The following is a 15,455-nucleotide window of genomic DNA, read 5'->3' on the forward strand; positions in this document are numbered from 1 at the left end:
CTTTAGCATTTAAAGCTCTGAATTTTAATGCTGAAATTTTAATTTTTTTGCTTTCTTTGAGTGACTCGTACTAATTTTAGTACAATTTGATATCTAAATTAGAGATTTTACTCATAGATAAGCCAGCTCACTCAGGTTAAAAGCATTCTTAATACCGGCTCAAAAAGCGAAATAAGTTCAATGATTTTAGGGAGATATTTATCTAAGGTATATTTTTAATATTGATGACAGCAATAAAATAAAAACAATTAAAACTATTCTTCATAAATCTTTGCTATTTTTCCGATAGCGCCTTTAAGGATGAGAAAAAAATTCTTCAAAATATTAAAACTTAATAAATGAGATTAGACGTTTGTTGTTTACTCTGAAGATAGAAATCAAAAGCCCTTTTTTAATATTGGAGAGAGAATCAAATTCTAACCTTATGTTTAATATGAACATTCATAGTCCTATTTTTCAATGCATTGCCCTTCACTAGTTATAAGTTATAAGTTATAAGTATAAGTATGAGTATCTAGTTGATTTATGAATTTGGCTGAAATGATTGAGTACTTGACTATAGTCATCTATGTAACCTCAAAAAACCTTAGTGAACTTTTTTCACAACAACTATTTCTAAATAGATTCTTGAAAAATTTTGCGTAAAATTTTACTCTCCTCGTGATATTCATGACCTTTTTTTGGTCAATCCTCACTTCTATTACTCATTAAATAAATACTAAGTTGATAAGTTTTTTTAATAATCTTTTATGTGTCGAGATTTTATTTATTGACGAGTCTAATTTAAAAATTACACTTTTGCTTAGGCTATTTTAGTATTCAAAATTTAAGCCTAAGCATTTAAAGATTTTCTTAAATTAGAAACTATAGGTGAAAGCCACTACACCTAAATTTTTCTGTTTTTCGTTATAGCGGTTCTTACCACCAAAAATATATTGTCCACTCAATCCGAGTTCTGGTGTCAAGGCATAATCTAGCCCGATAGATGAGAAGCGATAAGCAAATTCTCGTTTTGTATCACTGAGCTCTAGACCTTCATATTTCCCATTATCATTAAAATAGCTCGCTGCAGCACTTGCTGTAGCAGATAATTTATCATTGAGTTGGTGGGTATATATTACGTTTAGATAAGTATCCCCTTGGTTTGCATACACGACATCATATGTATATGCAGATAAACTGGTTGATAAAGAGTTTTTATCATTGAATTGGTGTGTGGCAGTTACCCCCATTTCATTGGAAGTTGTATTTGACGCGTTCGGATAGAAATAAGTGGCATTCCAAATATTCCAATTTGTCCTACCAGTATCAAAACTGTAGCCGACAATAAAGTCGTGCTCTAATTTATCAGTTTTACGGCGCTTATCACCTTGAAGTTCAGCATAAGAGTAGCCTAGTGTAGAACCCCAATACCCGACATAGAAGTTGTTATAACTGAGGTTTAGACCTGTTTGAATTGTGAGGTCATCATTTTCTGGTGCATTTGTTAAACCACGTGAAATGTATTTGGAGGTTAATGTGACATATCCATCAATTTGAATTGGTGAATTTGTTTCTTGATTCGTAGAATTTGCATAACTGGGTAAAATAATAAAGCTAGCAGTGCTCAACAACACTGCTTGAGTCGTTTTAATCATCATAAAATTTATAATTTAGAAAATGAGGGTGAAGTTTCTGCACGATAAAATGGTGCATCTGAAGGGGTTAAAGCAGGTCGATTACGAATGTGATCTGCAATCTTCTCGGCCATCATGATCGTCGTTGCATTGAGATTACCAGTAATAATCAGCGGCATGATAGAAGCATCGACCACTCGCAACCCATCTATTTCATGGACACGACCGTAACCATCTACAACAGCTAAATCATCTTCACCCATTTTACAGCTACACGAAGGATGATACGCTGTTTCTGCATGATTTTTTACAAAATCATCAATTTGCTGATCTGTTTTTAATGCTGAACCTGGACTAATTTCTCTACCTCGATACTGATCTAATGCAGGCTGATGCATAATTTCTCGTGTAATTCTCACGGCATCACGGAATTCGCGCCAATCTTGTTCAGTGCTCATGTAGTTAAATAAAATGCTCGGATGATCAAAAGGATTTTTCGAGGTTAAGCGAATTCTTCCTCTTGACGGCGATCGCATAGATCCAACATGTGCTTGAAAACCATGTTCATTGATTGCATTGGTACCATTGTAGTTAATTGCAATTGGTAAAAAGTGATACTGGAGATTCGGCCACTCAAACTCATCACTAGAGCGAATGAATCCACCTGCTTCAAACTGATTGCTTGCACCAATTCCTTTACCCAAAAACAGCCATTCAGCGCCAATTTTAGGTTGGTTATACCATTTTAATGCAGGGTAAAGACTGACGGGCTTCTTACATTGGTATTGAAGATACATTTCTAAATGATCTTGCAAATTTTCACCCACTCCCGGTAAATCTTGCACAACCTTTACATCCAGTGACTCTAATAATGACTTAGCTCCTACCCCTGAACGCTGTAAAATTTGAGGTGATGCAATAGCACCTGCGCACAGCAATACTTCTCGCTCAGCATAGACCTTGTGTAAATTTGTTGCATCTTGACCAAGAATGTATTCAACACCGATAGCTCGTTTTTTTTCAAATAAGATTCGATTGGTTGTGGCATGCGTAATAATCGTTAGATTCTGACGACCTTTAGCTATATCTAAATAGCCACGAGCGGTACTGGAACGTCTGCCTTGAGGTGTCACCGTACGATCCATTGGACCAAAGCCTTCTTGTTGGTATCCATTTAAATCATCCGTACGTGGATATCCAGCTTGCACACCCGCTTCAACCATTGCATGAAATAACTCATTATTGTCTGACTTTGGCGTAGCAACACTAACTGGGCCTTGATCACCGTGATATTCATTTGCACCAATATCTCTAGACTCTGCTTTTTTATAGTAAGGTAAACATTCAGCATAGCGCCAATGACTGAGTCCTTTCATTTGAGACCATTGCTCTAAATCCATGGCATTCCCACGGATATAACACATACCGTTAATTAATGATGAACCACCTAAACCTTTACCACGTCCACATTCCATACGGCGGTTATTCATATGTGGTTCTGGATCGGTCAAATATGCCCAATTATAACGTCGACCTTGTAAAGGATAAGCCAAAGCAGCAGGCATTTGAGTTCTAAAATCTAAACGGTAGTCAGGGCCACCCGCTTCAAGGAGCAGAACTTTAATATCTGGATCTTCGGTGAGTCTCGCTGCAAGTACATTCCCAGCAGAACCTGCACCTATGATAATGTAATCATATGTCATAGTGTTCTCCTTAGGCTTTAAATACAGATTGAAATGGACTTAATTCCACTTGTACCGATTTGATTTGCGTGTAGTGTTGTAAAGTCGTTAAACCATTCTCTCTTCCTACACCAGAATGCTTATAGCCACCGACTGGCATTTCAGCTGGCGATTCACCCCACGTATTGATCCAACATATACCTGCTTCAATTTGGTGGATGATTCGATGTGCTTTGACAATATCAGGGGTAACCACGCCAGCAGCTAATCCATAAGAAGTATTATTAGCGCGACGAATCACTTCTTCTTCTGATGTATATGTCAAAATACTCATCACAGGACCGAAGATTTCCTCTTGAACAATGGTCATCTCATCTCGACAATCACTGAAGATTGTAGGCAGTACAAAAGCACCATTTTTTAAATGATCATCTGTTGCTCTAGAACCACCACACACTAAACGTGCTCCCTCCCTTTTAGCAGAATCAATGAATGCCAAAATTTTATTCATATGCGCAAAGCTAGATACTGGTCCAAAATTTGTTTCTGGATCAAGCGGATTACCTAAGCGGATATAAGGAATACGTTCTAATAGCTTTTCTTCAAATTTTGGCTGTAATGATTCTGGAATAAATACTCGTGTCCCATTCGTACAAACCTGTCCAGAACTATAGAAATTTGCCATCATTGCAATATCTGCAGCTAAGTCTAAATCAGCATCTTCACAAATAATTAATGGTGACTTCCCACCCAACTCCATCGTGACTTCTTTAAGACTGGATTCAGCAGCTTGAGCCATCACTTTTTTTCCAGTGCTCACACCACCAGTAAATGAAATTTTCGCAATATCTACATGCTGGCTTAAATAGGCACCAATATCACCGTCCCCTGTTACAACATTGAATACCCCATCTGGCACTCCAGCTTCGGTATAAATTTCTGCCAATTTAAAGGCTGTTAATGGGGTAATCTCGCTGGCTTTGAAAATCATTGCATTCCCCGCCGCCAAAGCAGGTGCTGACTTCCATAAGGCAATTTGAATTGGATAATTCCATGCTCCTATACCAGCTACAATTCCCAAAGGTTCACGGCGTGTATAGACAAATGAATCTGTTCTTAAAGGAATCTGTTGACCCTCGAGTACCGGTAAAATTCCAGCGTAGTATTCGAGTACATCAGCACCTGTCACAATATCTACAGTCGATGTTTCACTATAGGCTTTCCCACTATCTAAGGACTCAATGGTGGCAAGTTCATCATTTCTTTCACGTAAAATAGCTACAGCTTTATTTAAAATTCTTGAACGCTGCATAAAAGTCATTTCTGCCCAAATTTTCTGTCCTTGTTGGGCAGATAGAATGGCTTGATCCACATCCTGTTGAGAACATGCTTGAATGGTCGCAAGAACTTGACCCGTGGCTGGATTAATCGAATCAAAAGTTTGACCTGATTGAGCATCGACGAATTGTCCATGAATATAAGGACGTTGTAACGGGAATTTATTCATACGATTAGCCTCAGATATAGTAAATATTAAAAATTATTGTGTAAGTTGCTGCTGGATAAAGGCATGGCAAAGACGGATAGAAAGATCGGTATCAATCTCACTTCTTGTTAATGCGCCCCTTAACCAGAACCCATCAATTAATGCAGCCAACCCTTGGGCTGCTTGTTCAGCTTTTATGGGGCTTAAACGTTTTAAAAACTCATGTTTTAAATTTGAATGTAGCCGACAGTGATTCACTTGCTGTAATCGTTGTAGATCGGGTTGATGCAAACTAATAGCCCAAAACGCGAGCCATACTTTCATCGCGGCTTGATTGGTCTGAGGAGTTGCAAAATTCGCTTTAACAATCGCCATTAAACGATCTTCTGGAGAATGCCCAACCTCTGATTTTAGATCCCTTACACTTTCTCCAAGTTGCTGTAGTAAATAGCGCATGGTTGCCTCAATCAATCCATTCTTGCCACCAAAATAATGACTAATAATGCCCGTGGAGACACCTGCTCTTTGCGCGATCTGTTGAATGGATGCATCAGCAAAACCGAGCTCATTCACAGTGGAGAGAGTGGCATCAATCAATTGTTGACGACGAATGGGTTGCATACCAACTTTTGGCATAAGATGACCTAAACCTACAGGAGATTATAATCAGCGTTTATCAATAAGAACGCTGTAACATTAGTAAACGTTTTTTTAATTGAACGTTCAATCAATAAAAATTATAGTGCTATTACTTCCATGATGTACAGCTCAGTTTGTTTTGTATTTGCAAAAGTTTGTAATTGTGGATCAAGCAAGCTTCTATCAGGATATAAATCGAACTGCGCTGTAGATCATTTCATTACTCATTGAATGGTCACTGATTTATGCATAACAAAAATGATCAAACGCAGGATAGTTTGAATAAGGTCGTGTTCTATGTATCAGCATCATTGATACTTTTGTTTTCGATCACCACAATTTTGTTTAATGAAGCTGCTAATAACGTCATTACACAAACCCTCAATTGGGTAAGCAGAACCTTTAGTTGGTATTACCTGTTGGCTGCGACACTCTATTTTGTCTTTATTGTATTTATCGCATGCTCTCGATATGGCGAAATTAAATTAGGACCTAAACATTCTAAGCCTGAATTTAGTTTACTAAGTTGGTCTGCAATGCTCTTTTCTGCGGGTATTGGCATTGATCTCATGTTCTTTTCCGTGGCTGAACCTTTATCGCATTACATGAACCCACCTGTGGGCGAAGGACAAACCTTTGAAGCAGCACGTCAGTCTATGGTATGGACCTTGTTTCATTATGGTTTAACTGGTTGGAGCATGTATGCATTGGTTGGTGTAGCCTTAGGTTACTTCAGTTATCGTTATAACCTTCCCCTTACGATCCGTTCAGCTCTCTACCCTATTTTTGGAAAAAAAATTAACGGCCCTATAGGTCACACTGTAGATACAGCAGCCGTCTTAGGTACAATTTTTGGTATCGCGACTACCTGTGGTATTGGTGTCGTACAACTCAATTATGGTCTTCATGTTCTCTTCAATCTACCTGAAAATTTGTGGATTCAAGCTGGTCTAATCGGGATCGCAGTGGTTATTACTGTCATCTCAGTAACGGCAGGTGTGAATAAAGGGATTCGCGTACTTTCTGAAATCAATATCTATGTCTCGATTGGGTTACTCCTCTTTATTCTTTTGATTGGTAATACAGAATTCTTACTCGCAGGCTTAATCCAAAATTTAGGTGATTACCTCAGTCAATTCCCGAAATTGAGTTTAATGAGTTTTCCATTCGAACAACCTAAAGAATGGATGAACAGTTGGACGCTTTTCTTTTGGGCTTGGTGGATTGCATGGTCGCCATTTGTCGGTCTGTTTTTAGCACGAATTTCTCGTGGTCGTACCATTCGTGAGTTTGTATTTGGTACGTTGATTATTCCTCTACTATTTACACTGACTTGGTTATCCATCTTTGGAAATAGTGCACTTCACAATGTAATTTTTGATGGTAATTCACAACTTGCAACAACCGTTTTAGAAAATCCAGCTCATGGTTTCTATGACCTACTTGCACAATATCCTGGTTTTACCTTCTTAGCAGGTATAGCAACAATTACAGGATTATTATTTTACGTCACTTCTGCAGACTCAGGCGCTCTTGTTTTGGGTAATTTCACGACAAAATTCACCAATATCGAGCATGACTCTCCAAGATGGCTCAGCGTATTTTGGGCTATAGCCATTGGTTTACTCACCTTGGCGATGCTGATGGCAAATGGTATTACTGCCTTACAGAACACAACCATCATCATGGGTCTGCCTTTTAGCTTTGTCATATTCTTTGTAATGGCGGGTTTATACAAATCCTTGAGATTGGAAGATTTCAGACAAGCCAGTACTAGCTTAAATGCCGCGCCAGTCGTGGGCAATGTGGATATTCTCAATTGGAAAAAGCGACTCAGTCGCGTAATGCTTCATCCAAGCCATGAACAAACATTAAAAATGTTAGATGATGTGTGTAAACCTGCAATGGATGCCGTGGCACAGGAACTTTTATCCAAAGGTGTCAAAGTCGATGTGAATACCAAGCCTCTTGAAGATAATGCTGAGCTTTATCATTTGGATCTGATTATTCACTTGAATGAAGAAGAAAATTTCGTATATGAGATTTGGCCCGTTCGTTATGACACCCCAAACTTTAGTACCCGTGCTAAACGAACAAAGCGTTATTACTATCGTTTAGAAAGTTACTTATTTGAAGGTTCGCAAGGTAATGATTTGGTCGGTTACAACAAAGAACAAGTGATTAACGACATTTTGGACAAATATGAACGTCATATGATGTACCTTCATATTAACCGCATCAGTCCAGGTAAACGTCCACAATTTCCTGATCGTGACATTTAGTTAGTAGTAGCTCATCTAAACAAGGAAAATGACCATGTCAGAAAGTCTAAACGCCTTTGCTCTATTTTTTTCGTTGCTTAATCCCTTTTTAATGAGCATTTATATGCTTGGGATTATTCGAAATTCAGATGCAAAAGTTTTTAATATGGCGCTGATCCAAGGTAGTTTGATTAGCTTTGTGGTTTTTGTCATTTTTGCTAAAACAGGTGAAGCCTTCTTTAATGATGTACTTCATGCACGATTTGAATCTTTCCAAATTTTTGGTGGAATCATTTTCTTGGTGATTGGATACCGTTATGTATTTGAAGGTGCTGATACGATTGGGGTCATGCGTGGAGCACCAAACCATTTGGCTGGTACGATCGCCATGCCTTTTATGATCGGTCCAGGAACAATCTCTGCATCTGTAATCACTGGCATTCAATTAAGTTTATGGCAGACGATCACAGTCATCTTTATGACCTTATTCTTAACCTGTAGTCTTTTGATATTAATGAAATATTTGCATGATAATTTACAGCATAAATATTCTAATTATATCGACTTATATGTAGATATCGTGGGTCGTGTTGCTGCATTGCTTATCGGTACGATTGCCATTGATATGATCGTGACTGGTGTTACTGGGATCATCAATGGCTAATTGAAGGTTGTTGTTGATATTTATAAAAAAGGAGTCTTATCATTGACTCCTTTTTTTAAACCCTAATATTTAGAATCTATATCCGATATTTAAACTATACACCGTTGGATCTACGTCCACACTTCCTACCTTTTCTCCATTTACTTTTACATCAGTTTTGATATCCGCATATCGGATATCAGCACCAACACTCCATTGAGGGTTAAATTGGTAATCTACGCCTATTTGACCAGCCCAACCAAAAGAATCTGAGAGATCGAACTTATCACCACTATATAATCGGTCATTAAAAAAATAGGTGTAATTTAAGCCCAGACCCACATAAGGTTGTAACTTTTCATTGGGTAAGAAGTGATATTGCACACTGAAAATTGGAGGTAAATGTTTTGTTTTTGCGACTTCATTACCAGCAACATTAATTTTATGCCCTGGTGGCAAACCGACTAATACATCAAATGCAATATTTGGTGTATAAAAATAAGAGATCGTGCCAGTGACTCCCCAAGCATCATCTATTGTGACGGGTGCTGTTTGATTAAAAATACTACCTGGAGAAGATGTGGGATCAATATTGCTAATCGCACCTCTTAGCTTCCATTTATAATCTGCGCTGTGCGCATTAGAACTTAATGCCACGGTACTCAATAAAATCGCGAATAAACCAAAACTTAATTTATCATTCATATCATTACCCATTTTTTATAAATATCTGAAATTTTGAAGATTGTTAATCAATTAAATTGAATGCTTTAGATCATATCGATAATTCTATTTGTTGGTTATTTTTTATTCTGATTTGTTTTGATGATTTTTTATTTAAGAAAATTTATTCAATTTAAATGGATTTTTGGAATATTGTTTTTAATTTAAGTGAGGAAAGAACATACGCCTAAATTGGATTCTAATCAGTAATGATGAAACAAGAAACAAATCTTATTGACCTTACCACAATGGGAAGGTTTAGAATGATCATGACCTTATTTCAATCAGCATATGGAGTTAAGTATGTCATCTACTTCAACTAAATCTATTCAAATCAAAATTGAAGGAATGACCTGTGCTGCTTGTGTAAGCCGAGTTGAAAACTCATTAAAAAAAGTCGAAGGTATTCAAAATGCCAGTGTGAACCTCGCCACTGAAATAGCACAAATTGAGTTAACAACAGATGTACAAGATCAACAAATCATTCAAGCCGTAAATAAAACAGGTTTTAACACTAAAAAATGGGCAACAATAAAATTAAAAATTTTAGGCATGACTTGTGCTGCTTGTGTGAGCCGAGTTGAACGTTCTTTACTAAAAATACCCGGTGTATTAGCAGCACAAGTAAGTTTGGCGACTGAGACAGCAAGCATTGATCTACTTTATCAAGTTCCTGTTGATCAAGTTATTGAGCGTATTGAAAGATCAGGGTTTGAAGCTGTACTTGAACAGCAAGCGATCACAGCACTTCCAGATCGCGAACTTGAATCAAAAAAAATTCTCAAGCATTTTATTATCGCACTTGTACTCAGTTTACCTATATTTATCATTGAAATGGGGTCGCACCTCTTGCCTTCATTTCATCATTTTATAAGTACTTACATCAGTCAAAATCAGAGTTGGTTATTCCAATTTATTCTTGCGACTTTAGTTATTTTTATACCTGGACGGCATTTTTTCACACAAGGTATCAAGTCACTGATAAATTTACATCCTGACATGAATTCTTTGGTGAGTTTAGGATCAGGAGCTGCCTATTTATATTCTATTGTTGCTACGTTCTTTCCAAGTTTATTGCCACAACAGTCAGTACATGTCTATTACGAGCCTGCAACACTCATTATTACATTTATTTTGTTAGGCAAATATCTAGAAGCACGAGCTAAAGGTCGAACTTCTGCAGCGATTCAACATCTGATTGGCTTACAACCTAAAACAGCGCGAGTTAGAGTATCTGACCTCCAGACTAAAGATATATCGATTGATAAAATTACAATCGGTATGCAGGTTGAAGTTCGGCCTGGTGAAAAAATTCCTGTAGATGGCGTGGTTATTTCAGGTGAAGGCTTTGTAGATGAGTCAATGATCAGTGGAGAATCTTTTCCAATCCACAAATTGATGGGTTCAGAAGTTGTTGGTGGAACCATCAATCAAAATGGATTTCTTGTCATTGAAACCAAACATTCTTCTGAAAGTAGCATTTTATCTTCAATTATTCAGTTGGTTGAAAATGCTCAGATACAAAAGCTCCCCATACAATCTTTAGTCGATAAAGTCACCTTATGGTTTGTTCCAGTTATCCTCTTGATTTCGATGATTACTTTCATCGCGTGGCTGGTGATTGGACCTGAACCTAATCTGAGCTATGCTTTGATTAACGCCGTTTCTGTTTTGATTATTGCATGCCCTTGTGCGATGGGACTTGCAACCCCGATGTCGATAATGGTTGCGACGGGACGTGCTGCTGAACACGGAATTTTATTTAAAAATGCGACTTCACTTCAAAAACTTCGAGAAATTTCAACATTTGCATTTGATAAAACTGGAACATTAACAATAGGGCAACCTGCGATTAGTCATATCGAGATTTTCGCACCATTTACACATCAACAGGTTCTACAAACTGTTGCATCCGTTGAATATCATTCCGAGCACCCAATTGCTAAAGCGATTGTTCAATATGCATCCGATCATCATATAAAGATGATCGAAATTTCTGAGTTTAAGAGTATTTCAGGATTCGGCATTCAAGCACAATTGAATGGTCAGGATATTAAAATTGGTTCTGTAGAATTTATTACTCGAGAAAATGCAAAGCTTTCTCATGCACTCTCTCACCATCAAAGATTATTAGATGAAGCTCAAACACCCATCGCGGTCTCCATCGATGGTGAGCTTGCATCAATTATTTTAATAACGGATCAATTAAGACCTGAAACCTACGAGGTTATGGCTCAACTTAAAAAGAACGACAAGCACATTGCTTTGATTACTGGCGATCATCAAAATGCAGCGCAATATGTGGCTAATCAACTCAATATCAATGCAGTTTATGCACAGGTCAAACCACATGAAAAGTTAAACATCGTTGAGACCCTTCAAACGCGATATGGAAATGTTGCTTTTGTTGGTGATGGTATTAATGATGCTCCTGCACTTGCGCAAGCTCAAGTCGGTATTGCGATAGGTTCAGGTACAGATGTCGCCATTGAAACGGCTGACCTTATTTTAATGTCATCAAATTTGAATAACTTATCTAAAGCCATCAAATTAAGCGAAATGACCATTAGAAATATTCATCAAAATCTGTTCTGGGCTTTTTTATACAATATTTGTCTGATTCCAATTGCTGCAGGCGTACTTTACCCCTTGACTGGTATCCTGCTCTCACCTGTTTTAGCCGCAATCGCAATGGCACTTTCTTCGGTATTTGTATTAGCGAATGCCTTAAGACTCAAAACTTTGAAATTAAATTAGCAGCTTAAAACAAAGGAAAGATCATGAATATTGGCGAATTAGCACGACGTTCAGGCTTAACTGCTAAAATGATTCGATATTACGAAAAAATCGATCTCATTTCCGTTCCGATCAGAAGCGCTAGCGGTTATCGTGTTTACACAGAGCAAGACCTTTCGACTTTAAGTTTTATTAAACATGCTAAAGATCTTGGTTTTTCGATCGATCAAATCAAAAGTTTAGTTGAGCTTTGGAAAAATCCTGACAGAAAAAGTGCTGATGTGAAAAAAATTACAGATCAACATATCCATTTTTTGACAGAACAAATTCATTCGATGCAATCAATGATTTTAAAATTAACGGCTGCGAGTCAGATGTGCTCTAATGATTCGACTTCAAACTGCAGTATTCTGAATAAAATTGAACATATTCAATCGTGACAGTGATAGATGTTAACTAACGCAAGAGGTTATTATGAAATTATTTATTGAAAATATTAGTTGTTCGGGTTGTGCTAAAGGTGTCACTGCATCTGTATTGTCACTTGATCCTAATGCAAGCGTCAATGTAGATGTTGCCAACAAAATTGCGGATATTCAAACAACATATGACTTTGAAAAAATCACTGAAGTTTTGACTGAAGATGGTTTTCCTCCTAAATTAAAAGATTAAATTGGCATAAAAAAGGCGAAACAATGTTTCGCCTTTTTTTGTAAAACGCATACCGAAGTATGCGTTTTTTAAAGAATTAATAAATGATTTGACCGTTTTGAAGTAACTGCTCCAACGTCAGATCTGCATTTTGAGGACCAATATTCAACAATTGAGTAGCTTCAAATTGTGTACCTTCACCATCGCGATCGATTGAAATTACAGAATCTTTAACAGTGATATATTTACTTAAGATATCCGCAACTTGATCAGTCGAATCTGTTGAGAATGTAGTTGAAGTATTAGCATCAACAAATAGTTGAGATACATCAATTACATCGACACCTACTTCGAAATCTGACCATGTATCAAAACCATTTCCACCCGTTGCATCGGCTTCATTAAGTAATTTGAAGATTAATTTATCCGCGATATCACTTCCAGTGAATGCGTCATTAAATTTCGAACTTGTAAATGATTTGTTTACATCAAAGCTTAAAGTAGCTGTTGAAGTCGTTCCACCCACTGTCGAAACAGTATAGCTAAATTCTTCTTTACCAAATCCTTTTCCTGATGGTGTATACGTATAGCTACCATCATTATTGAAAACAAGAGTACCAAATTTACCTTCGACAGTTACACTAGGATTACCACTATAAGTCGACGTCGTTAATCCATTAATAGTATAAGAACTAATAGAATTTAAACCGTCATCATTATTAGAAACGTTTCCAATAACTGGTTCTAAAGCAACTGGAGTAAATTCATTCAAGTACGTTGTATTAAACGTGATTGTAGAGTCCTCGAAATAAGCAAGTCCAGGATTAACAAGATTAGCTTGTACAGTATATACACCAGCGGGAAGATCATTTAACTGTAATACTTTTCCAGTAACAGCATTTAACTCACCAGTCTTAACTACAGTGCCAGCTGCATTTTTCACTGTGTAACTAATACTGCGTGATGAAGTTAAAGATAGAGTACTTTCAAAAGAAATTGCAACTGTACTGACTGAGTTTTCAGCTATTGCAAATTTAGCATCGATAGTACGTTGAGCCAGACCAATATCTAAAATTGTATCATTTACAATAGTTTCTGATTTATTTTGCATTACAATTTCAGATTCTTCAAAATCATCTTGAGCAACAGCTAAATCAATTTTAATCGTTAACGTTTCGAGTGAACTATTTCCATTCTGATCTTTAATGACATAAGTAAATGTCTCGATTTCACCATATGGTAAGCTTGTGCCTTCACTAGGTTTATTTACGAAGTATTGGTAAGTTCCGTCCTTATTGAGAATTAATTTACCATACACACCTTGAAGTTCTGTTTCTTCAACAAGCTGAGTATTACCAGCAATAATGATTTCTGACCCATTAGCTAATTCAATCTGACCTGAAGTTTGACCGACAAAATCATTGTCTGTTTTAACAGTCGAATAATCATAAAGTGTGTCTTTATTAACATATAGACCAGATCCACCAAGTACATTAAGTCCTGTTGGAACAGTCACTGCATAATAGTCACCCTCTGTAAATTTAAGTGTAACTTCATCAGATTTACCACCTAAAATTACTGTGTACCAGTTATTTATGCTGTGAACTTGGACATATTCATTGGTATCAGCATTGAACTTATAAATAAATAAAGAGTATGAAGTTAAACTTACACCGCCGCCATCGCCTTGGAAAGTCATTTCACGAACATTATTTTCATTCACTGTGAAATTCATGAACGAAGATAAATCAACTGCACCAGCTTTAATAACTGGATCTAACAAACTTACATCTAACACTTTAACATTTGTTAATTTAGGCACTTCACCAGTGATATCTTTAATTTCAGGAAGTGGATTGATGATAACAGTGTCGTTGATTTCTGATTGTTTTACCTCAACAACTTTATTATCAATCGATATATTAAGCTTTGCAGAAGCTGTATTACCTAGTTCTGTTTTAACGTAATAGGTAAACTCATCTACTTGCCCGAATGGACCTTTAAAGTCTTCATTAATCTCGTAACGATAGCTTCCGTCTTGATTAATAAATAACGTACCAAATTTACCTTCGATCGCGGTTTCAGAATTACTATTCAACGTAATTGCTGCATTAGAACCAGCCATAACTGACTCTACAATCGTACCAGTTGGCAGTACATCCTGACCATCAACAGCATCTGCATCTGTGATTACATTACCAGTTGCTTCGCCATCGACTGACACAACTTCATTATAATCCAGAATAATGTCATTCAATACCTTCAATGTATAACCACTTAATACTGTTACCCCAACAGAAGGTGTTAAGAATACAATATATTTACCTTCAGGAAGGCTCACGTTCAATTCTTCAGAAACACCAGCCAGTAAATAAGCTTTCAACCATTGTTTCTCAGTCATGTACTCTTTGTATTGACCAGTTTCTTCATCAAATTGATAAATTTTAAGATCGTACATCGAGACGATCGAAACACCACCTGATTGTGATTTCAATGTTAAGTTGCGAACTGTCCCATCAGCAACATCAACTGTTAATGAATTTTGAAGAACTTCTGTTAAAACATTAGCTTCGAGCACTGCACCCAAGCCAACACTTGCTACCGCAAATGCAGTTTTATCTTCAAGTTGTTGTTCTGCTGAAGGTAATTTAGTAGTCGGGTTAATCACTTCAGGAATGAAATTAACTGAGTTATCCGCTGGAAGTACTATTTCTTGAAGATCATCGACAATACCATTGTTATCTAAATCGTTCACTGCCGGTACTGCTGTATCCAGAGCATCTAAACGAGCATCTAGATCATCTTTAGCTGCTGATGCAGGTAATGCATCAACCAAGCCTTGTGCTGTACCTTTCAACGCATTCAATTCTTCTTTGATCGCTTGTAATTCAGCTTGAGTTGTTGGGCTGATTACACCATTTTCAGCTGCAATTGCCTCTACCAATTCATCATGCTTAGCTTCTGCAGTTTGAACCGCTTGTGTTGCTGCTGCAATCGCGGCATCAACATCATCAGCAA

11 protein-coding genes are annotated in these 15,455 nt (G+C 37.1%); 5 read left to right on the forward strand and 6 right to left on the reverse strand.

Annotated elements, in window-relative coordinates:
* Positions 1-857: 857 nt before the first annotated feature.
* Genes AC1M9A_RS03745 through betI form a run of 4 tightly spaced genes read right to left on the reverse strand, consistent with a single transcriptional unit; the run spans position 858 to position 5,420 of the window.
* Positions 858-1,637, reverse strand: coding sequence for a TorF family putative porin (locus tag AC1M9A_RS03745; protein ID WP_481609680.1), 780 nt, complete (start codon positions 1,635-1,637; stop codon positions 858-860).
* A gap of 8 nt (positions 1,638-1,645) precedes the next feature.
* On the reverse strand, positions 1,646-3,319 hold the full coding sequence (gene betA, locus AC1M9A_RS03750; protein WP_481609661.1) for a choline dehydrogenase: 1,674 nt from the start codon (positions 3,317-3,319) through the stop codon (positions 1,646-1,648).
* A 10-nt stretch (positions 3,320-3,329) separates the two neighbouring features.
* The gene (gene betB / locus AC1M9A_RS03755) at positions 3,330-4,805 is read right to left on the reverse strand and encodes a betaine-aldehyde dehydrogenase (protein ID WP_481609662.1); all 1,476 of its coding nucleotides are present in this window, start codon (positions 4,803-4,805) and stop codon (positions 3,330-3,332) included.
* Between the two features lie 33 nt (positions 4,806-4,838).
* The gene (betI, locus tag AC1M9A_RS03760) at positions 4,839-5,420 is read right to left on the reverse strand and encodes a transcriptional regulator BetI (protein ID WP_481609663.1); all 582 of its coding nucleotides are present in this window, start codon (positions 5,418-5,420) and stop codon (positions 4,839-4,841) included.
* Positions 5,421-5,668: 248 nt separating this feature from the next.
* Here betI and AC1M9A_RS03765 point away from each other — a divergent pair, with 248 nt between their 5' ends.
* Entirely contained in the window at positions 5,669-7,705 is a 2,037-nt protein-coding gene (locus AC1M9A_RS03765; protein WP_481609664.1) for a choline transporter, read from the forward strand.
* Between the two features lie 34 nt (positions 7,706-7,739).
* Positions 7,740-8,348: a MarC family protein gene (locus AC1M9A_RS03770; protein ID WP_035268656.1), complete on the forward strand. Its 609-nt coding sequence runs from the start codon at positions 7,740-7,742 to the stop codon at positions 8,346-8,348.
* Positions 8,349-8,417: 69 nt separating this feature from the next.
* Here AC1M9A_RS03770 and AC1M9A_RS03775 read toward each other — a convergent pair whose 3' ends face one another.
* On the reverse strand, positions 8,418-9,032 hold the full coding sequence (locus tag AC1M9A_RS03775; protein ID WP_481609665.1) for an OmpW/AlkL family protein: 615 nt from the start codon (positions 9,030-9,032) through the stop codon (positions 8,418-8,420).
* Between the two features lie 309 nt (positions 9,033-9,341).
* On the opposite strand from AC1M9A_RS03775, the gene AC1M9A_RS03780 reads away from it, so the two are divergent.
* The 3 genes from AC1M9A_RS03780 to AC1M9A_RS03790 are packed head-to-tail and all read left to right on the forward strand — an operon-like array spanning position 9,342 to position 12,458.
* Positions 9,342-11,807 (forward strand): heavy metal translocating P-type ATPase, encoded by a 2,466-nt coding sequence (locus AC1M9A_RS03780; RefSeq protein ID WP_481609666.1) that lies wholly within the window; start codon positions 9,342-9,344, stop codon positions 11,805-11,807.
* A gap of 23 nt (positions 11,808-11,830) precedes the next feature.
* Positions 11,831-12,226 carry a Cu(I)-responsive transcriptional regulator gene (gene cueR, locus AC1M9A_RS03785; protein ID WP_481609667.1) on the forward strand — a complete coding sequence of 132 codons (396 nt, stop codon included), beginning with the start codon at positions 11,831-11,833 and terminating at the stop codon, positions 12,224-12,226.
* Positions 12,227-12,260: 34 nt separating this feature from the next.
* Positions 12,261-12,458, forward strand: coding sequence for a heavy-metal-associated domain-containing protein (locus AC1M9A_RS03790; protein ID WP_481609668.1), 198 nt, complete (start codon positions 12,261-12,263; stop codon positions 12,456-12,458).
* Between the two features lie 76 nt (positions 12,459-12,534).
* Here AC1M9A_RS03790 and AC1M9A_RS03795 read toward each other — a convergent pair.
* A partial coding sequence (locus tag AC1M9A_RS03795; RefSeq protein WP_481609669.1) for a BapA/Bap/LapF family large adhesin occupies positions 12,535-15,455 on the reverse strand: 2,921 nt, incomplete at its 5' end.

The sequence above is a fragment of the Acinetobacter sp. ANC_7634 genome, assembly GCF_056779875.1.